This window comes from Streptomyces sp. NPDC017991 (assembly GCF_044328075.1).
In the GTDB taxonomy this organism is placed as follows: domain Bacteria; phylum Actinomycetota; class Actinomycetes; order Streptomycetales; family Streptomycetaceae; genus Streptomyces.
Map to the genome: position 1 here is coordinate 72,456 of NZ_JBIRGP010000008.1, position 19,135 is coordinate 91,590.

The 19,135-nt window shown below is 70.3% G+C and carries 15 protein-coding genes and 3 pseudogenes; 10 read left to right on the plus strand and 8 right to left on the minus strand.

Annotated features, from left to right (window positions below):
- Nucleotides 1–13: 13 nt before the first annotated feature.
- Both ACH4DZ_RS23530 and ACH4DZ_RS23535 read right to left on the minus strand, forming a co-directional pair.
- Nucleotides 14–1,696, minus strand: a pseudogene (locus tag ACH4DZ_RS23530) (peptide-N4-asparagine amidase); the annotation flags it as partial.
- A 371-nt stretch (nt 1,697–2,067) separates the two neighbouring features.
- Nucleotides 2,068–2,811, minus strand: coding sequence for a hypothetical protein (locus ACH4DZ_RS23535; protein ID WP_398289268.1), 744 nt, complete (start codon nt 2,809–2,811; stop codon nt 2,068–2,070).
- 187 nt (nt 2,812–2,998) lie between these two features.
- Between ACH4DZ_RS23535 and ACH4DZ_RS23540 the strand changes: the two genes are divergently transcribed.
- The 4 genes from ACH4DZ_RS23540 (at nt 2,999) to ACH4DZ_RS23555 (ending at nt 7,722) form a co-directional block, all read left to right on the plus strand.
- Nucleotides 2,999–4,798: an ABC transporter transmembrane domain-containing protein gene (locus tag ACH4DZ_RS23540; RefSeq protein ID WP_398289269.1), complete on the plus strand. Its 1,800-nt coding sequence runs from the start codon at nt 2,999–3,001 to the stop codon at nt 4,796–4,798.
- Nucleotides 4,795–6,585 (plus strand): ABC transporter ATP-binding protein, encoded by a 1,791-nt coding sequence (locus ACH4DZ_RS23545; RefSeq protein ID WP_398289270.1) that lies wholly within the window; start codon nt 4,795–4,797, stop codon nt 6,583–6,585. Before ACH4DZ_RS23540 ends, ACH4DZ_RS23545 begins: the two co-directional genes overlap by 4 nt.
- 329 nt (nt 6,586–6,914) lie before the next feature.
- A complete protein-coding gene (locus ACH4DZ_RS23550) occupies nt 6,915–7,385 on the plus strand; it encodes a DUF5709 domain-containing protein (protein ID WP_398289271.1) in 471 nt (156 codons plus the stop codon).
- Between the two features lie 55 nt (nt 7,386–7,440).
- On the plus strand, nt 7,441–7,722 hold the full coding sequence (locus tag ACH4DZ_RS23555; RefSeq protein ID WP_398289272.1) for a type B 50S ribosomal protein L31: 282 nt from the start codon (nt 7,441–7,443) through the stop codon (nt 7,720–7,722).
- 101 nt (nt 7,723–7,823) lie between these two features.
- Here the strand turns inward: ACH4DZ_RS23555 and ACH4DZ_RS23560 are convergent, their stop codons facing one another.
- Nucleotides 7,824–8,618, minus strand: coding sequence for a metal-dependent hydrolase (locus tag ACH4DZ_RS23560; protein ID WP_398289273.1), 795 nt, complete (start codon nt 8,616–8,618; stop codon nt 7,824–7,826).
- A gap of 145 nt (nt 8,619–8,763) precedes the next feature.
- Here ACH4DZ_RS23560 and ACH4DZ_RS23565 point away from each other — a divergent pair, with 145 nt between their 5' ends.
- Both ACH4DZ_RS23565 and ACH4DZ_RS23570 read left to right on the plus strand, forming a co-directional pair.
- A complete protein-coding gene (locus tag ACH4DZ_RS23565) occupies nt 8,764–11,277 on the plus strand; it encodes a DUF3516 domain-containing protein (RefSeq protein ID WP_398289274.1) in 2,514 nt (837 codons plus the stop codon).
- A 19-nt stretch (nt 11,278–11,296) separates the two neighbouring features.
- Entirely contained in the window at nt 11,297–12,169 is an 873-nt protein-coding gene (locus ACH4DZ_RS23570; protein WP_398289275.1) for an acyl-CoA thioesterase, read from the plus strand.
- Nucleotides 12,170–12,680: 511 nt separating this feature from the next.
- Here ACH4DZ_RS23570 and ACH4DZ_RS23575 read toward each other — a convergent pair.
- Together ACH4DZ_RS23575 and ACH4DZ_RS23580 are read right to left on the minus strand one after the other, a co-directional pair.
- Nucleotides 12,681–13,539: pseudogene (locus tag ACH4DZ_RS23575) on the minus strand (DUF6397 family protein); the annotation flags it as partial.
- A gap of 124 nt (nt 13,540–13,663) precedes the next feature.
- On the minus strand, nt 13,664–14,077 hold the full coding sequence (locus tag ACH4DZ_RS23580; protein WP_107018871.1) for a roadblock/LC7 domain-containing protein: 414 nt from the start codon (nt 14,075–14,077) through the stop codon (nt 13,664–13,666).
- A 95-nt stretch (nt 14,078–14,172) separates the two neighbouring features.
- Between ACH4DZ_RS23580 and ACH4DZ_RS23585 the strand changes: the two genes are divergently transcribed.
- Nucleotides 14,173–14,601 (plus strand): PPOX class F420-dependent oxidoreductase, encoded by a 429-nt coding sequence (locus ACH4DZ_RS23585; RefSeq protein ID WP_267024442.1) that lies wholly within the window; start codon nt 14,173–14,175, stop codon nt 14,599–14,601.
- A 101-nt stretch (nt 14,602–14,702) separates the two neighbouring features.
- On the opposite strand, the pseudogene ACH4DZ_RS23590 reads toward ACH4DZ_RS23585, so the two are convergent.
- A pseudogene (locus tag ACH4DZ_RS23590) lies at nt 14,703–15,066 on the minus strand (GTP-binding protein); the annotation flags it as partial.
- A 127-nt stretch (nt 15,067–15,193) separates the two neighbouring features.
- Between ACH4DZ_RS23590 and ACH4DZ_RS23595 the strand changes: the two are divergent.
- The 3 genes from ACH4DZ_RS23595 (at nt 15,194) to ACH4DZ_RS23605 (ending at nt 17,390) form a co-directional block, all read left to right on the plus strand.
- On the plus strand, nt 15,194–15,793 hold the full coding sequence (locus tag ACH4DZ_RS23595; protein WP_398289276.1) for a class I SAM-dependent methyltransferase: 600 nt from the start codon (nt 15,194–15,196) through the stop codon (nt 15,791–15,793).
- 229 nt (nt 15,794–16,022) lie between these two features.
- On the plus strand, nt 16,023–16,328 hold the full coding sequence (locus tag ACH4DZ_RS23600) for a hypothetical protein (protein WP_398289583.1): 306 nt from the start codon (nt 16,023–16,025) through the stop codon (nt 16,326–16,328).
- 183 nt (nt 16,329–16,511) lie between these two features.
- Nucleotides 16,512–17,390: a hypothetical protein gene (locus ACH4DZ_RS23605; protein ID WP_398289584.1), complete on the plus strand. Its 879-nt coding sequence runs from the start codon at nt 16,512–16,514 to the stop codon at nt 17,388–17,390.
- 170 nt (nt 17,391–17,560) lie between these two features.
- Here the strand turns inward: ACH4DZ_RS23605 and ACH4DZ_RS23610 are convergent, their stop codons facing one another.
- Both ACH4DZ_RS23610 and ACH4DZ_RS23615 read right to left on the minus strand, forming a co-directional pair.
- Nucleotides 17,561–17,743, minus strand: a complete 183-nt coding sequence (locus ACH4DZ_RS23610; protein WP_398289277.1) for a hypothetical protein — start codon at nt 17,741–17,743, stop codon at nt 17,561–17,563.
- Between the two features lie 105 nt (nt 17,744–17,848).
- Nucleotides 17,849–18,892, minus strand: coding sequence for an acyl-CoA desaturase (locus tag ACH4DZ_RS23615; protein ID WP_398289278.1), 1,044 nt, complete (start codon nt 18,890–18,892; stop codon nt 17,849–17,851).
- Nucleotides 18,893–19,135: the final 243 nt, after the last annotated feature.

A 19,135-nucleotide genomic window follows, 5' to 3' on the forward strand; every position in this document is an offset into this window, starting at 1 on the left:
GGCCTGCGCGGCTGGTGAGCACGCCCTGCACGGTCGTCAGGCGCCGGTCGTAGCACCCGTCCGAGCCGTACAGCCGGTAGCGCTCGCTCGTGGTGGCAACGGCATGCCGCTGGTCGCGCGGCACGTTCGCGGTGTAGGTCGCGTCGCCCGTGTAGCTGTCGTCGAGCCGGGACCATGCGGTGCGCCGGCCACCGCGGGTCTCCACGACGGACGCCCGGTCCCCCAGGGACAGCACGGTCCGCAGTCGGTCCCCCGCACCGAGCGTCGTGGTGCCGTCCATGGTGTACGTGCGGTCCGTACGGGTGGTCACCGCGGGCCCGCGCCCGTCCACGGTGACCTTCTCGTCGTCGGTCCAGGTGCCGTCGAGCGCGTCCGTGTTCTCGCCGTCGGTCCAGCGGTGCACGGAGGTACCGGTCAGCTCACGGTCGATCGTGGTCGCGACACGGCCGTGCGAGGTGTCGACGTACCCGGACACGGTCAGCCGGTGCCCGGCATCGCTGTCCAGCCGGTGCTCGGAACCGGGCGTGTACGTCGACGAGTTCGTGAGGTCGCCGGCCTGGTGGGCCGTGAGCTTCCCGGTGACCCGGGTGCTCTTCGCGTCCTGCCAGACGAGGACGTTCACCGGGGTGCTCCAGCCGCTCTGTCCCTCGGGAACGCCCACTACGGAGACGTCGATCCGGTGCGGACGGCCGTCGTTGAGCAGTCCCGCGAACGGGGTCAGGTCGTACTCGACGGGCTTGATGTCGAAGGCGCGCGGGCCCGGGATCACGTACCAGAGGAAGGGGTTGGACCAGCCTCCGGTCCATACGGTGGGGAACGGCGCGGCGATGCCCGCCAGTTTGCCGTCGACCTCGATCCGCACCTCGCGGTAGGGGCCGTCACCGGCCTTGCAGGAGTATGGAGCGGCGTCGGGGACGGTCAGATACCAGTACTCCTCGCAGCCGCCGCCCGACCCCGTGGCGTACACCTCGGCGACTATGCGTTCGCTGTTGCGGGGTGTGGTGAGGGTGCCGTCCTGGAGGGTGAGGACGCGGTCGGGGACCGCGGTGGCCTTGCCGGCGGCCCGCTTCTCGGCCGGATCGGCCGGGGCTGCCAGGTCTGCCGGGTCCGCAGGGTTCGCCGGGTAGAAGGCCAGAGTCACCTTGACGTCGATGATTCCGGTGTAGGTGTCGTCGACGACGTTCCCGATCAGCATCTCGACGTCGTGACTGTCGCGGAACGTGTCGCTGTAGCGCGTGACGTCCTTCTCCACGGACCACTCGATGCCGTCGGGCGAGGGCTGCGGAGTGGACGTACGGAACACCTCGACACCGCCGATGTGCAGATACCCGAGCCGGTCGTACTGTCGCCCCTTGACCTTGCCGTCGAGGCGCAGCACGACCTTGCCCCAGCGGTCGCCGCAGCCGCGCGGAGGCGCGTACGTGCCCTTGTACGGCGTGAAGTCGCGGAACTGCGCCTCGGCGACCGTCACTTCGCAGGACGCGCCGGCCGGCCTGGTGACGGGCGGGGCGGCGGTCAGCGGGTCGTGCCAGTCGGTGCCGAACTCGGCGGGCGGGTCGGCGAGCCGGGTGGCCGTCGGGGATTCCGTCGGCGGGGCTTCCGTCGGCCGGGCGGCCTGGGCCGGTCCCGCTCCGAGGAGGGTGCTCGCCACGAGGGTCGCTCCGGCGAGCATGGACATGATGAACCGTCTTCTCATGAGCGGTGTTCTACGGGGAGTCGGCCCGGCCCGCAATGCTGCCTCGGGTCGTGACGGGTGTCCGCCCAGCCGATGGCGGTCTGGCACCGGCTGTTAGCGGTCGGGCACCGGCCGTCGACGGCCGGCTTCGAGCTGCCGGCGTGGCTGGCGATCTGCCGACTGCCGTTGCCGGGGTCGGCCCGGGCCGTATGGGCTACGCCGACCGGGGTCCGCCGCCCGACTCGATGGACGGACCGGTGCTCGTCCTCCGTCAGGAGGACGCGGGCGGCACGGAGCGGTACTTCACCGGCTGCCGACAGGCCGCGCGCGTGGACAACGCGGACGAGGCGGGGAACGGAGACCTGGTGGTGAGGGCCGGTGGTGAGGGGCGGTCAGGCCTTGAGGTCCGCCCTGTCGCCCATCACCACGACCGGGTGCCGGTCCGGGTCGAGCGTGCGCAGCAGGTATTTCATGCCCGACTTGGACAGGCTCACGCAGGCCGACGTACCGCTGCCGTGGTCCATGTGCAGCCAGATACTGCCGCCCTTGGACTGCCCCTGAGGGCGGGTCGGGTCGTTCGGCGAAGTGCCCTTGACGCGGTTGTAGTCGATGGCGATGACGTAGTCGAAGTCGTTCCAGTGCGACTTGGCCCAGTAGTGCGGGGCCTGGAAGCCCGAGGACTGCGTGTACGGGAGCTTGGCGCCGGGGTCGTCGAGGACACCGCCCGAGTCGCTGAGCGTGAACACGCCGACAGGGCTGCGCTTGTCGCCCTCGTTGTGGTCGGTCGTCCAGCCCTTCTTGCCGTTGTGCCCTTCCCAGCTGCGGGTCTTGTCCCAGGTGGCGCCGGACTTGGTGTAAAGGACGATGGTGGACTTCGCCGAGTCCTTGCCCTGTCCGTAGACCGCGACGACCTGCCGGGAGTTCGCGGGGATCTGCTTCTGCAGCTTGTTCCCCACGTCGGGGATGCGCTTGAGGTCGACCGTGCGCGCCTGCTCGGGCCGGGACCCGTCCCCCGCCTGCCCGTCGCTCTTCTTCCCGCTTCCGCCGTCCGAACCGCCGCAGGCCGCCAGTGGCATGACCAGGGCGCCCAGGACCGCGGCCACGGCCGTCGTGCGCATCCCTCCGCGTATGTGCATCCGTCCATCGTCGCACCACGACGCGGGCGACCGTGCCCACCCCCGCGGCTTACCGGTCATATCCGGGCGGTCCGGGCCGAATCTTTGCCCCACGACGGAAAAGCGTTTGCCTGCGGACACGCTGCGACGCGAACCTTGCACGGTTTGTTGCCTCGCCACCTCCGTACTACGAGCCCTTTGGGACGTCATGCAGATTCAAGACCTTCCGTATCCCGACCCGGGTGTGCCGGACGCACGCTCGGGGCCCAGATTCCTGGTATGGCTCGGCCGGAATCAGCTCGGTGGACAGATGAAGGCCCTGGTCTGGGGGCTGCTGCACTTCCTGTCCGTGTCCGCACTGCCCTTCTGCGTCGGCTTCGCCGTCCAGGCCGTCGTGGACCGCTCCGGGGCCCGACTGGGCCTCGCGGGCGGGCTGCTCGCCCTGTGCGGCTTCGGTATCGCGCTGGGCGACACCATGCTGCACCGGGCCGCGGTCACCAACTGGATCACCGCGGCCGCGCGCGTGCAGCAGCTGCTGGCACGCAGGACCGCCCTGCTGGGCTCCGCGCTGACCCGCCGCGTCGCGGCCGGCGAGATCGTGGCGGTTTCGACAGGCGACGTCGAGAAGATCGGCTGGTTCGTGGAAGCCGTGTCGCGGTTCACCGCGGCCGCGGTGACGGTCGTGCTCGTCTGTGTCGCCCTCGTCGTCTACCAGCCGGCACTCGGCGTCGTCGTCGCCGTGGGCCTGCCCGTCCTGGCGCTGTCGGTGCTGCCGCTGCTGCCCCGGGCCACCCGCCGCGCCGACTTCCAGCGCGAGAAGGCGGGACGCGCCACCGAACTGGCCTCGGACACCGTCGCGGGCCTGCGCGTGCTGCGCGGGATCGGCGGCGAGGAACTGTTCCTCGACCGCTACCGCCGTGCCTCCCAGGAGGTCCGGCACGCCGCCGTGCGCAGCGCCCGCATGTGGGCGCTGATCCACGCGATCCAGGTCTTCCTGCCCGGTCTGCTGCTGATCGTGGTCGTCTGGCAGGGCGTCCACCTGGCCCGCGAGGGCCGGATCACCGTCGGCGAGATGGTCACCGTCTACAGCGCGGTCATGATCCTCACCTACCCTTTGCGACACTTCACCGAGATCGCGATGGCCTACTCCTTCTCCCGGCCGTCCGCCAGGCGCGCGGCGCGGGTGCTGTCGCTCGAACGGGCCACGGACGGCGAGGGATCGCGCGAGGCCGTCGTGCCGACCGGGGACCTGTACGACCCCGCGACCGGGCTGCTCGCGCCCGCGGGACGGCTCACCGCTGTGGTGTGCGGTGACCCGGACGCCGCGGGCGAACTGGCCGAACGGCTCGGCGGTCATACGGCGGAGTCCTCGGAACTGCCGTCGGCGCTGGTCGGAGGGGTACCGCTCGACGAGCTGCCCCTCGGCTCCGCCCGCAGTGCCGTCCTCGTCCAGGACAAGGATCCGGTCCTGCTCTCCGGAACGCTGCGCGAACTGCTCGACGTGCCCTCCTCGGGAGACGTCAGTCCCGAGGAGGCGCTGTCCGCGGCCCAGTGCGGCGACGTCCTGGACGCGCTCGCCCAGGGTTCGCTGGACGCCGATGACCCGATGGACGCCCGGATCACCGAACGCGGCCGGTCCCTGTCCGGCGGCCAGCGCCAGCGTCTCGCACTGGCGCGGTCGCTGGTCACGGCTCCGGGCGTCCTGGTCCTGGACGAACCGACGTCCGCGGTCGACTCGCACACCGAGGCGCGGATCGCCGAAGGGATCCGCTCCCTCCGCGAGGGACGCACGACGGTGGTCTTCACCTCCTCGCCGCTGCTCCTGGACCACGCGGACCGGGTCGTGCTCGTCCACGAGGGCGAGGTGGCGGCGGTCGGCGTGCACCGCGAACTGCTGCACAGCGACACGCGATACCGCGCCGTGGTGACCCGTGAGACCGACGACGAGGCCGCCGAACAGGAACTGAACCAACTGCAGGAACTGGCAGAGATCGAGGAGACGGCATGATCGGCGTGGCGCCCCCGGCCTACGATCCGGCGGCCCCGACGACAGCAGAGACCCTGCCCGTCGGCGCCCCCGCGACCGTACGTGCCTACGTGACCGAACTGTTCCAACGACATCGCCGGACCTTCCTGGTGCTCGTCACCGTCAACACGGTCGCCGTCGTCTCCTCGATGGTGGGCCCCTATCTGCTGGGCTCCCTGGTCCAGCACGTCTCCGAAGGCGCGACCGCCGCACGCGAGCTGCACCTGGAGCGCACCGCCGCGCTGTTCGCCGTCGCCCTGGTCGTGCAGGCCGTGTTCGTGCACCAGGTGCAACTGCGGGGGGCCATGCTCGGCGAGCGGATGCTGGCCGACCTGCGCGAGGACTTCCTCGTACGGGCCGTGGGGCTGCCGCCCGGCGTCCTGGAGCGGGCCGGCACGGGCGATCTGCTCTCCCGGATCACCACCGACATCGACCGGCTGGCCAACGCCATGCGTGAGGCCGTGCCCCAGCTGGCCATCGCCGTGGTGTGGGTGGCGCTGCTGCTCGGCGGCCTGGTCGTCACCGCCCCGCCGCTCGCTCCCGCGGTGCTGGTCGCCGTCCCGATCCTGCTGGTCGGCTGCCGCTGGTACTTCAAGCGCGCGGCGTCCGGCTACCGCTCCGAGGCCGCAGGCTACGCGGCCGTGGCCGCCGTGCTCGCCGAGACCGTGGACGCCGGGCGCACCGTCGAGGCGCACCGCCTGGGCGAGCGCCGCATCGGCCTGTCGGACCAGCGGGTCAAGGAATGGACCGCCTGGGAGCGGTACACCCTCTGGCTGCGGTCGGTGCTCTTCCCGGTCATCAACGTCACGCACACCACGGTCCTCGGCTCGGTCCTGATGATCGGCGGGTACTTCGTCCTCCAGGGCTGGATCGACGTCGGCCAGCTGACGACGGGCGCCCTCATCGCGCAGATGCTCGTCGACCCGGTGGGCCTGATCCTGCGCTGGTACGACGAGCTGCAGGTGGCCCATGTGTCGCTGGCACGACTGGTGGGCGTCCGCGAGATCGAGCCGGACGCGGGTGACGGGGCTCTGGCCCCCGACGGGCGTGACGTGCACGCCGACGAGGTGCACTTCGGCTACCGGGAGGGCGTCGACGTGCTGCGCAAGGTCTCCCTGGAGGTCGCGCCCGGCACCCGGCTGGCCCTGGTCGGCCCGTCCGGCGCGGGCAAGTCCACGCTGGGCAGGCTGCTCGCCGGGATCTACGCGCCCCGCACGGGCCAGGTCACCCTGGGCGGTGCCGAACTGTCCCGGATGTCCGCGGAACGGGTCCGCTCCCATGTGGCCCTCGTCAACCAGGAGCACCACGTGTTCGTGGGCGCCCTGCGCGACAACCTGCTCCTCGCCCGTACAAGTGCCGGCGACGCCGAGCTGTGGGCCGCCCTCGGCGCGGTCGACGCCGACGGGTGGGCGCGGGCGCTGGCCGACGGCCTCGACACCGAGGTCGGCTCGGGCGGGGTCGCGCTCACGCCGGCCCAGGCCCAGCAGATCGCGCTCGCACGCCTGGTGCTCGCGGACCCGCACACGCTGGTCCTGGACGAGGCCACCTCGCTCCTCGACCCGCGGGCGGCCCGGCACCTGGAGCGCTCCCTGGCCCGGGTCCTCGACGGCCGCACCGTGGTCGCCATCGCCCACCGGCTGCACACCGCCCACGACGCGGACGTCATCGCCGTCGTGGAGAACGGCCGCATCAGCGAACTCGGCAGCCACGACCAGCTGGTCACCGCGGACGGCGCGTACGCGGCGCTGTGGCGGTCCTGGCACGGGTGACCGGCCGCCCGGACGGTCCGTCCGTGATCGCTCCGCCCGTGGGCGGACCGACCGTGGGCGGACCGACCGGGCCTGCGGACCGACGCCGGCCGGGTCTGACCGGCCCTCCCCCGCACTTCCCTGAGCGGGCCGACGCGCCCGGCCGGGCTCCGTGGCGTTGCGCGGTGTCGCAGGTGGGTGGAAGTGTGGAGGTCGGCACCGGCTCGGGGAGCGCCCGGGAACCGCCCGGTTCCACGTGTTCCGTACGGGCGAGGCCTGGGCCGGGCGGTCCGCGTACCCGCCGCCGAACTCGGTGACAACAGGCCGGCCCGCACCACCTGGAGGTACCCGTGGACAGCGCCGACGGCTGGGGAGACGATGTCTACCAGCCCGACGGATCCGAGGTTCAGGACGACGCCGGACTGCTCGACGCCGAGGACACACTCGAAACCGACGGTGTGAGCGACCCTCTGGACCGCGGCTGGTCTCCTCCGGAACGCCCCTGGGCGGTGGAACGCAAAGACGTGACAGCGGCCGAGCGCCACCGCGGCGAAACCCTCGACGAACGTCTCGCGGAAGAACTCCCGGACATAGCGGCACCCGACGGCGACGGCATCGGGGACTGCCCCGACTCGGACGGCGAACCCCTGGACAACGAAGTGGGCGACGTCCGCTCCGGACGTCTCGTGGCCCCCGGGGAAGGAGCGCACGAGGACGGAGAGAGCGGGCTGATCGCCACCGACGTGGGCATAGACGGAGCGGCTGCCTCCGCGGAGGAGGCCGCCATGCACATCGTCGACGAGGACTCCCTGTCCGGCTGACCACGCCTCCCTCGCCGCCCTGTCCGCGCGCCCCTCCCCCACGCAAGGAGCACTCATGCAGCAGGACAAGCACCCCGACTACCACTCCGTCGTCTTCCGTGACCGCGCTGCCGGATACGCCTTCCTGACCCGGTCCACCGCTGCCAGCGACCAGACCATCGAGTGGGACGACGGCCGGACGTACCCCGTGGTGGATGTGGAGATCTCCTCGGAGAGCCACCCCTTCTACACGGGCACGGCCAGGACCGTGGACACCGAGGGGCGGGTCGCCCGCTTCGAGAAGCGGTACGGCGGCGGAGGCCAGGACAAGACGTCGGGCGGCGGCGACGCGTCCTGACCCCGCCGGAACGGGTGTGCCCCGGCGGCGGGTGACAGCTGCGCCCTGTCCGCCGGCCGCACCCCTCGATCCCCTGGCGCGGTCGCTCGGCCGCGCCGACTTCAGATGAAGTTGAGCGCGGCCGCGCCGCCCACTCCGCCCAGCACCATGAACGCCGGCATCAGCACCTTCAGCTCCACCCAGCTGCCCGCCCGGAACCGCAGCGCCTTGGGCGGCCCGATCGGGTACCAGCGCTTGCGGCCGACCGGGATCGGCCACAGTATCGGGCAGCCCGACACCGTCAACGCGTCCCCGATGTCGTGCACCAGCGCACCGAGGACGATCGGCAGTCCGAGCCACAGGTACTCCTGGCCGGGCTCGGTGAAGAGCCAGTCGGCTCCGTTGCCGGGCTTGTCCAGCACACCCGCGACGATCCACGCACTCGTCGCGGCCAGCAGCCAGACCAGGACGTCGGCGCTCGAACCACGCGTCGCCCGCCAGAGCAGCCCCTCGATGGCGAGCACCATGTGCACGAACAGAAGAGCCAGAACCGCCCAGCGGCCTCCCGTGATCGCGGCGACCGACGCTCCGGCACCGATCAGCACAGCCCACAGCCAGGTGTGTGTCAGCGTCCGGTGCCCACCCGAGCGCCGCGGGTCGCCGGGCTTCCTCGTCCCCTTGTAGACGGCGTACGAGAGCTTGTCGACGATCTCGCACAGGCCCCGTGACACCGGCCCGAAGGCCCGCGAGATGGTGGCGGCCTTGTGGTCCAGATCCGGGGCGAGGGCGGCGCCCGCGCAGATCAACGCCCCGGTCAGGAGCACCGGCCACGGCATCGTGTGACCGGAGGCGGCCGCCGCCGCTCCGACGCCCAGCCAGGCCGCCGCCCCGGAGAGTGAGTGTGCTGGTCCCATCATGGCCGTGCCCCGCCCCATTCCTCTTGTGCTGACCGCCAGTTGTCCCCGTGAGCTGACACCTGGTCGGCGACACAGCGTAGCGTTCGTGATCTTCGGCCTCGCATCCGATTCCCTCATCGGGTCGGATGACAGGCAAGATGGGTGTGTGACCCTTATCGATCAGCTGCCGCAGTCCGCAGATCCCGACGCCCTCTACGAAGCCTTCGAGTCGTGGGCCCGGGAACGCGGTCTCACGCTCTATCCCCACCAGGAGGAGGCGCTGATCGAGGTGGTCTCGGGTGCGAACGTGATCGTGTCGACCCCCACCGGGTCCGGCAAGAGCATGATCGCGGCGGGGGCGCACTTCGCGGCGCTCGCCCGTGACGAGGTCACCTTCTACACCGCGCCGATCAAGGCGCTCGTCTCGGAGAAGTTCTTCGAGCTGTGCAAGATGTTCGGCACCGAGAACGTCGGCATGCTGACCGGTGACGCGTCCGTGAACTCCGACGCCCCGGTCATCTGCTGCACCGCCGAGGTCCTTGCCTCGATCGCCCTGCGCGACGGCAAGCGTGCCGACGTCGGCCAGGTCGTGATGGACGAGTTCCACTTCTACGCCGAGGCCGACCGCGGCTGGGCCTGGCAGATCCCGATCCTCGAACTGCCTCAGGCCCAGTTCATCCTGATGTCGGCGACACTCGGCGACGTCTCCATGTTCGAGGAGGACCTGACCCGGCGGACCGGCCGTCCCACCTCGGTGGTCCGCTCGGCGACCCGTCCCGTCCCTCTCTCCTACGAGTACAAACTGACGCCGCTCACCGAGACGCTCACCGAGCTCCTGGAGACGAGGCAGGCGCCCGTCTACATCGTGCACTTCACCCAGGCGCAGGCCGTGGAGCGGGCACAGGCGCTGATGAGCATCAACATGTGCACGCGCGAGGAGAAGGACCAGATCGCCGCCCTGATCGGCAACTTCCGGTTCACCACCAAGTTCGGCCGCAACCTCTCCCGCTACGTACGGCACGGCATCGGAGTGCACCACGCCGGCATGCTGCCCAAGTACCGCCGCCTGGTCGAGAAGCTGGCGCAGGCCGGTCTCCTGAAGGTCATCTGCGGCACGGACACCCTCGGTGTCGGCGTCAACGTGCCCATTCGCACCGTGCTGTTCACCGCTCTGGCGAAGTACGACGGCACGCGCGTACGGACCCTGCGCGCGCGGGAGTTCCACCAGATCGCGGGCCGGGCCGGCCGGGCAGGCTTCGACACGGCGGGCTTCGTCGTGGCGCAGGCTCCCGAGCACGTCGTGGAGAACGAGAAGGCCCTTGCCAAGGCCGGCGACGACCCGAAGAAGCGTCGCAAGGTGGTGCGCAAGAAGGCCCCGGAGGGGTTTGTGGGCTGGACGGACACCACGTTCGAGAAGCTGATCTCGTCCGCGCCGGAGCCGCTGACCTCGCGTTTCCGGGTCACCCACACGATGCTTCTGTCCGTGATCGCACGGCCCGGCAACGCCTTCGCCGCGATGCGTCATCTGCTGGAGGACAACCACGAGCCGCGCAAGCAGCAACTGCGGCACATCAGGCGGGCGATCGCCATCTACCGGTCGCTCCTCGACGGCGGAGTCGTGGAGAAACTCGACACGCCGGACGCAGAAGGACGCATCGTGCGCCTCACCGTCGACCTGCAGCAGAACTTCGCTCTCAACCAGCCGCTGTCGACCTTCGCTCTTGCCGCCTTCGACCTCCTGGACCCGGAATCGCCTTCGTACGCCCTGGACATGGTGTCCGTCGTGGAGTCCACGCTGGACGACCCGCGGCAGATTCTGGCCGCTCAGCAGAACAAGGCCCGCGGAGAGGCCGTGGGGGCGATGAAGGCGGACGGTGTCGAGTACGAGGAGCGCATGGAGCGGCTCCAGGACGTCTCGTACCCCAAGCCGCTGGAGGAGTTGCTCTTCCACGGGTACGACACCTACCGCAAGAGCCACCCGTGGGTGGGCGACCATCCGCTCTCCCCGAAGTCCGTCATCCGCGACATGTACGAGCGGGCCATGACCTTCACCGAGTTCGTGTCCCACTACGAACTCGCCCGCACCGAGGGCATCGTGCTCCGCTACCTGGCGAGCGCCTACAAGGCCCTTGACCACACCGTCCCGGACGACCTGAAGTCGGAGGACCTGGAGGACCTGATCGCCTGGCTCGGCGAGATGGTGCGCCAGGTCGACTCCAGCCTCCTCGACGAGTGGGAGCAGCTCGCCAACCCCGAGGTGATGACGGCCGAGGAGGCCCAGGAGAGGGCCGACCAGGTCAAGCCGGTCACGGCCAACGGGCGCGCCTTCCGGGTCCTTGTCCGCAACGCCATGTTCCGGCGCGTCGAACTCGCCGCCCTCGACAAGGTCGCCGAACTCGGGGAGCTCGACTCCGAGGCGGGCTGGGACGCCGATGCCTGGGGCGAGGCCATGGACGACTACTGGGACGAGTACGACGACCTCGGCACCGGCCCCGACGCACGCGGCCCGAAGCTCCTGCTCATCGACGAGCAGCCGGAGAACGGTCTGTGGCGGGTCCGGCAGACGTTCGCCGACCCGAACGGCGACCACGACTGGGGCATCAGCGCGGAGATCGACCTCGTGGCCTCCGATGCCGAGGGACGTGCCATCGTCAAGGTCACCGCCGTCGGTCAGCTGTGAGCACAGGAGAACGCGACACATGACGAACCCAGCGGAAGGACTCGTCGATCTGCTCGACCTGGAGCAGATCGAGGTCAACATCTTCCGTGGCCGCAGTCCGCAGGAATCCCTGCAGCGGGTCTTCGGCGGGCAGGTGGCGGGCCAGGCCCTCGTCGCCGCCGGCCGCACCACGGATTCGGAACGGCCGGTGCACTCACTGCACGCGTACTTTCTGCGTCCGGGCCGGCCGGGCGTGCCCATCGTGTACCAGGTGGAGCGGGTACGGGACGGACGGTCGTTCACGACGCGTCGTGTCACCGCGGTGCAGCAGGGCCGCACGATCTTCAATCTGACCGCCTCCTTTCACAAGCCTGAAGAAGGGAGCTTCGAGCACCAGCTGCCGCCGGCCCGTGAGGTCCCGGACCCCGAGTCGCTCCCGAGCGTCACTCAGGAGATCAAGGAACATCTGGGCGCGCTCCCCGAGACGCTGGAGCGCATGGCCCGGCGCCAGCCCTTCGACATCCGCTACGCGGACCGGTTGCGCTGGACACCCGAGGAGATCGAGCACGCCGAGCCGCGCAGCGCCGTATGGATGCGCGCCGTCGGACCTCTGGGGGACGACCCGCTGGTCCACACCTGCGCGCTCACCTATGCGAGCGACATGACTCTCCTGGACGCCGTCCGTATCCCGGTGGAACCCCTCTGGGGCCGGCGCGGTTTCGACATGGCCTCCCTGGACCACGCCATGTGGTTCCACCGGCCGTTCCGCGCCGACGAGTGGTTCCTCTACGACCAGGAGTCCCCGATCGCGACGGGTGGCCGGGGGCTGGCCCGGGGGCGGATCTACGACCAGGAGGGGCGCCTGCTCGTTTCCGTCGTCCAGGAAGGACTGTTCCGTAAGCTGGAGGGCTGACCGGACACCGGGCCGGGTCAGAGGTTTCTGCGCCGCAGCCAGCCGAGGAGGCGCCCGGGGCGTCCCGGTTCATCGATCGCGGGTCGCTCCTCGGCAGACCGTCGTACGCCTGCCTGTCGTCGTGCTCCTGCTTGAGATCGCGCGTCAGCCACCTGTCGGGCGTCGGTCACCTGCCGCGCGTCGGTCAACTGCCGCACTTCGGCCGGGTATCGCTCTGCTGCCGGGTGTCGTGGCACAGCAGGATGTCGTGCCACGGCCGGGTGTGGCTCTGCGGCCGGATGCAGTGCTCCGGCCGGATGCCGTCCCTGGACCGGACGCCGTCCGACCACATGATGCCGCCCTTCGGCCGGACGCCGCTGCTCTCCCGGGCGCCGTTGCCCGGCCGGACGTCCCACTCCGGCCGGGCGCCGCAGCTTGGTGGCCTCCCGCAGCTCGACGGGCTGCCGGTGGTCGTACGGCGTGCGGTGTCCCCCGACAGGCGTCGATCGGTCGTACCCCACCTCCGGAGTCCCGGTCTCCGTCGTCGGCCGCGGGGCGGCCCTGCGGTCGCGTGCCTCCTCCAGTCCGTTCGCCAGGTCGGCCCGGAGCCAGCTGATCTCGTCCGGATCAGTCGCTGTCGTGATCCGGTCCGTGATGTGGGCGGCGGGCGTGTCGGGCGCACCGTGGGTGATCTGTTCGGGCCGGTACCGGTCCAGGTAGGCACGCTCGTACGGATCGGGGACGATCTCGGCGACCTGGACGGGGTCGAGCAGCGACGCCACGACTGCGGCACGAGCCCACGGGTCCTCGTTCTGCCGAAGCAGGAACCCGAGGTGCCGACCGCGCCAGTTCCGGGCCCGCAGGTCCAGTCCCGTCTTCAGCTGATCGCGCAGGGTCTCGGGCACACGGCCGTTCAGCAGCGGCGCGTGCTTCTTGTCGTCGGCGAACTGCCGCAGTTCCTCGGCTAGATACAGCCACACCACGGCGCGGTAGCGGTTCAGGTAGAACTTGACGGGAACGACGAGACCAAGGCGGGCGAAGCGCGTGAACCGGGCGGTCGTGACGTCCATGAGGGCCGCACCCTCCGAGGTGCCGACTACTTTGACGCGTTCCCGCAGCGTCTCGGGGAAGCCTTCCTCGGCCCGCACCCTGTCGATCTCCGCACGGCTGACGCGATGGCCCCCGCCGCCTTCGTCAGGCACTGTGCGGATGCGCCCGAGTCGTACGGCGAGGTCGAACTCGCCCCGCTTGAACCCCAACTCACGCGCGGCGCGGCTCAGCGCGAGTGTCGAGGCCTGTGTCGGGGTCACTCCGACAGGCGCGATCGGACTGGACGTAACGGGCTGTGTGGCGGACTGTGTGACGGACTGCGTGATGGCGTTGCCGGACATGGTGGTTCTCCCCCGTGCAGCGGTGTGCGCTTTGCGTGCGCTTGCTTCGGGAAAACCGTAGCCGGTTCACCGCGCCTCGCGCCGAGCCTGTGGATAACTTCGATCGCGATGGCGACTGCGCAGGTCAGATGTCTATGGAGGGCGAGTGTTCCGGATGTCGGGCATCGACGTGGAGATGCTCGCCGACGCGATTGACGAGCAGAGTCATCTCGTACGCGACCTGACCGATGTCGGCTTCGGCCGCGCTGAGCACGCACAGACAGCTGCCGGTGCCTGCCGCCGTGACGAAGAGCACCGCGTCATCGAATTCGATCATGGTCTGGCGGACGCGGCCGGCGCCGAAGTGCCTGCCCGAGCCCTTGGCCAGGCTGTGCAGGCCGGATGAGACGGCGGCGAGATGCTCGGCGTCCTCCCGCCTCAGACCTGTGCTCGCACCGGTCACCAGCCCGTCGTTGGACAGCACGAGTGCGTGGCGTATGTGCTCGACACGCTGGGTCAGGTCGTCGAGCAGCCAGTCGAGTCCCCGGTTCTCCGCCATGATCCGTCTCCCCGTGATGTGTGGCTCCCCCGGGCCGGAGGATCCGATCGACCAGCCTTCCCCACCGTCGCCGTCCGGGCAAGGAGGATAGGGGCATGGCACACAAGATGACCGATGAGGAATGGCGGGCGTTCGTCTCGCACGGAACCCGCACCGGCAAGTTGTCGACCGTCCGGGCCGACGGCCGCCCGCATGTGGCACCGATCTGGTTCGTGCTCGACGGCGACGACCTGGTCTTCAACACGGGGAAGGACACCGTCAAGGGGCGGAATCTGGCTCGGGACGGCCGGGTGGCTCTGTGCGTGGACGACGACCGGCCTCCGTTCGCGTACGTCGTCGTACAGGGGCGGGCCCGGATCTCGGAGGACCTCGACGACGTCCGGCTCTGGGCGGGACGGATCGGCAGCCGGTACATGGGCGAGGAGCGCGCCGAGGAGTTCGCGGCGAGAAACGGCGTACCCGGCGAACTCGTCGTACGCGTGCGGATCGAGAAGGTTCTCGCGGAGGGTTCGGTCTCCGACTGACCGCCGGGACAGGTCGAGTCGCGCGGGCTGAGCGCTCGGTCGGCCGCGCGTCAGCCGACCAAGTCCTCCAGCCGATCAAGTCCCCGAGCCGAGCAAAACCTTCAGCCGACGGAGTCGAGGAGCCGGGCGGTGTGCATCCGCCCGGCCCTCGACGAGACGTACCAGCACCTCGTTTCCCGAGTCGCGGTCGCGGTCGCGGGCGTCGCAGAGCACGACGGGGGTCCCCCGGCCGAGGTCGAGGGCCCGCGCCACTTCGTGGGCGCCGTACGTGCGCGCGTCCGCGAAGCAGTTGACCGCCACCACGACGGGGATGTGCCGGTGTTCGAAGTAGTCCACCGCCGGGAAGCAGTCCTCAAGCCGGCGGGTGTCCTCAAGGACGACAGCACCGAGGGCGCCTTGCGCCAGTTCGTCCCACAGGGACCAGAATCTGTCCTGTCCCGGCGTTCCGAACAGGTAGAGCGACAAAACTGTTGGAATATGACGTAGAGGTGCGGGGGAACGATCGCGTCCCGCTCGGACGTGTGCGCCGCCTCGTGTTTCGCGTCGCCGTTCGATCGTGTCGCTCACCGTGCGATGCGAGATCATGCGGTGCATGAGCGACGACCATACGCATGTCCAGGAGTTCTTCTCGGCCCGCGCGGCCGGCTGGGACGACCGGTTCCCCGACGACGGTCCGGCGTACGCGGCGGCCGTCTCCGAGCTGGGGCTCCGGGAGGGCGATCACGTGCTCGACGCGGGTTGCGGCACGGGACGGGCTCTGCCGGCCCTCAGAGACGCCGTGGGGCCCTCCGGGGCGGTCCTCGGCGCGGATGTGACGCCGGCCATGCTGGAGGCGGCGGTACGCGCAGGGCGTGACCGGGCGGGGCAGTTGCTCCTCGCCGACGTGTCACGGTTGCCGCTGCGCGCGGAGTCGCTCCATGCCGTCTTCGCGGCCGGGCTCATCGCGCATCTCCCGAACCCCGCCGAGAATCTGCGGGAGTTGGCGCGGGTCGTACGGCCCGGCGGGGTCCTGGCGCTTTTCCACCCGATCGGCAGGGCGGCCCTCGCGACACGCCAGGGGCGGCGGACCACCCCGGACGACCTGCGCGCGGAGGGCAACCTCGGCCCGCTCCTGTCCGCCTCCGGCTGGCGCATGACGGCTTACGTGGACGAGGACGCTCGTTTCCTCGCTCTGGCCGCGCGCCGGCCTTGAAACGCCGCCCAGGACCGTCCGGTTCGCGAGCCGGCCGGAGGCGGACTGCGGTGTGCCGAGCCTGCGTGGCCGCGATCCACGATCGGCACGCTCGACGAGGGCGTTCGGCAAGGGTTCACGACACCGCCCCCTTTTGGTGTCGAAGTTTCAACTCTACGTTGAACAGAGACAGATGGGCGATGACCGAAAACGCAGTACGCGGGGGAAGGTGGCCCGAATGTCCGGCACGATGGCTCGATTCCGGAAGCTCTTTTCGCGCCCACGGACTGCCGAGTCCGGGCGCCCCGCGCGATCGGCCGTGCCTCGTCCGAAGAAGCAGACGCACAACCTGTTCGAAGCCGCTGCGGCCTACGTGGCGGCGGGTGTCGAGGACGACCAGGACAGGGTCGACGAGGCCGCGGCCTGGGTGTCACCGGAAGCTCTCTCGTTCGGTGTGAACGAGTTGGCGTGCCGGGCCGTCATCGCGCTCGCACGAGAACGCGACGAGTCGCCCACCGCGGTGGCCCGGACGCTCCTCGGCCTGCCGGTCGCCTAACAGCGAGGAGCGGGGCGATAGGGGCCGGGGCGAAAGCGGAATCAGCGCGACCGCAGGTGGTCGTTCCGCCCGCGTTCTTGAGCTACGGGGCAGGTCCCCGCGTGTTCCGGCCCCGTGACAACGGCCTCGGCGCGCATTAGGGTGCGCCGACGGATGTAGCGAGGGGAGGCCGGGATGGCCGGGATGGCCGGGACGGACGATGAGGCCGTCGCCACCGGGGACGATGACGCACTGTATGTGCTGACGGCGGTGCTCTTGACGCCGGCGCAGTTCCCCAGCGTGCTGGGCGACGACTATCCGGAGGCCTGCGCGGCACTCGGCCTCGCACCCCTCGCCGACGGGTACGGGCTGGTGCTGGGACAGGACGGCGACGGCGCGCGGTGGACCGTCGTCATCGACGACGTCTCGCTGGTGGCCGTCGCCATCGCTTCCTGGGACTGCGGCATGGAGTACGACCTGTCGCCGGACGACCGCTCGATGGTCGCCGCGCTGCCCGGGTGGCCGCTGGCCGTGGCCGTCGCGGCGCCCGGTGTGCCCGCCCCGCACGATCCCGCACCCGACGTGGCGGAGCAGGCGCCGCTGTGTCCGCCGGACGCGTCCGCCTGGGGTGCGGCCCAGCGGCGCCTGGGTGCGGACGAGATCGCACTGCAGTGGGCCGCCTGGCGTGAACAGATCGACGAGACCGAATTCGCCGCTTCGACGGACGAGAAGGCCGCTCCCGGTGACGGCACCGCCCGGACCGGCGAGAACCGTGAGGACGAAGACGGTGCCGACGAGGACGGCGGGTCGGTGCCGCTCACCGGCGTCCAGCGCGTTCTCTCCGAAGCGCACTCGTACGTGGACACTCCTCCGCCGCTCGGCCGTGTGCGCTCGTCCTTCGCTCCGGGGGACGCCCGAACGCTGCGCGCCGACGGTCCTGGCTGGTCGTTGGTGGCACGGACCGACGACATCGCCTTCGTACTGCTCGACGAGAGGCCCGGCGAGATCCTTCCGGTCGGCCGCGGGCCCGCATTGCCCGGCCTTCTGGAGGCTCTGGACAAAATAGCCGTACGCCCGAACTGAACCCGGCGGGCCGAAACCGTGCGCCGTCGGAGCCGTCGCCACCCGTGGGCCACACCGTCGGCAGGCCCACGAGCGGAGACGAGGTCAGTTCCTGCGCTCCGCGGAGGAACTGACCAAGAGGAAGCGTCCGAGGAGGAAGTGTCCGAAGAGGAACCGATCGAGCGGGTGTCTCAGCGGCCGAGTTCCTTGCGGCCGACGCGGCGCAGCCTGCGCCGCTGTGAGGGGTCCAGCGTCAGATACGCCGCCGCGGGAACTCCGAGGACGATCAGTAGGGCGACCCACCAGGGCAGCCAGAAAAGCAGGACGATGCCGACCGCGACACCGCCTACAGCTATCTTCGCGTTCCTTGACATGTGCGTAGCCTCCTTAGCGGCCACTGCCGCTCTCTGTCCTGAGAACGGACCCGCGCTCCCAACGGTTCCGGACCACGACCCTGATACGACCCTGAGGTGCGCCCCCTACTCGACCCTGAGGGGTTCTCCGACCTCGTACATGTGCCTCAGAGCCTGACGGTAGGAGTCCACGAGCCCCGTCTCGGCGTAAGAGATACCCAACTCCCGGCAGTGGGCGCGCACCAGGGGCTGGACGAGCCTGAGATGCGGGCGGGGCATGCTCGGGAACAGATGGTGCTCGATCTGGTAGTTGAGACCGCCGAGGAACCAGTCCGTCAGGGGTCCTCCGCGGACGTTGCGTGAGGTGAGCACCTGACGGCGGAGGTGCCCCCACCCCTCACCGTCGGGATCGGGCATCTCCATCCCCTTGTGGTTCGGCGCGAAGGCCATGCCCAGGTGCAGCCCGAAGAGCGCCTGGTGGATCGCGGCGAAGACGAGCGCCGTGCCCAGCGGCATGGTGCTCAACAGCAGGGTCGCGTACGCGGCGAGGTGCGCGATCAGCAGGGCGGCCTCGACCGGACGTTCACGAGGAGGCCGCCGCCGCAGGTCCTGGAAGCCGTGGATCTTCAGTGCGACGCCTTCCAGGAGCGTGAGCGGAAAGAAGAGCCACGCCTGATGGCGGGTGAGCCATCGCCGGAAGCCCGTGCGGTCCACTGTCTGCCCGCTGGTGAAGACCAGCACGTCGGCTTTGACGTCGGGATCCTTGTCGATGTGGTTGGGGTTGGCGTGATGCCTGTTGTGTTTGTCGTTCCACCAGCCATAGCTCAGCCCCAGCAGCAGATTCGCATGGACCAGGCCGATCGCTCGGCCCGTCGAACGGTTGCCGGTGATCTGCGAGTGGCCGGCGTCGTGGCCTATGAAGGCGGTACGGGCGCACAGTACGGCGAGCAGCGGTGCCAGGAGCAGCACCCACCAGGAGTGGCCGATCAGGACGATGCCCGCGACGACGGCTGCCAGGGCGAGCGCGTTACCGGCGATGGTGAGCGCGTACCAGCCCTGTCGACGGTTCAGGAGCCCCCGCCCTTTGACCGTGCGCAGGAGTGGGGTGAACTCGCTGGCGGCAGTGGGCCTGGAAGGCGGCTCCGCCACGACTGTGGCTATTTCGGGCATGGCTGGACTCCGGATCTCTGGAGGGAGCGGGCCAGGCGGGAAGCAGCGAGGCCTGACCTGTAGAAACGTACGGATCAGCGACCGTCGGGGACCATGACGCCACCACCCGGGTCCGGGCGGGGGAAAGCTGGACCGTGGGGTGGACCTGACACCACCCCGGAGCAAGAAGTGACTGGCATCACAGGTCGAACACTTGGCCCGCCCCTTGTCGCGCTGTACCCTCGGCGACCTCCGCCCCCGGTA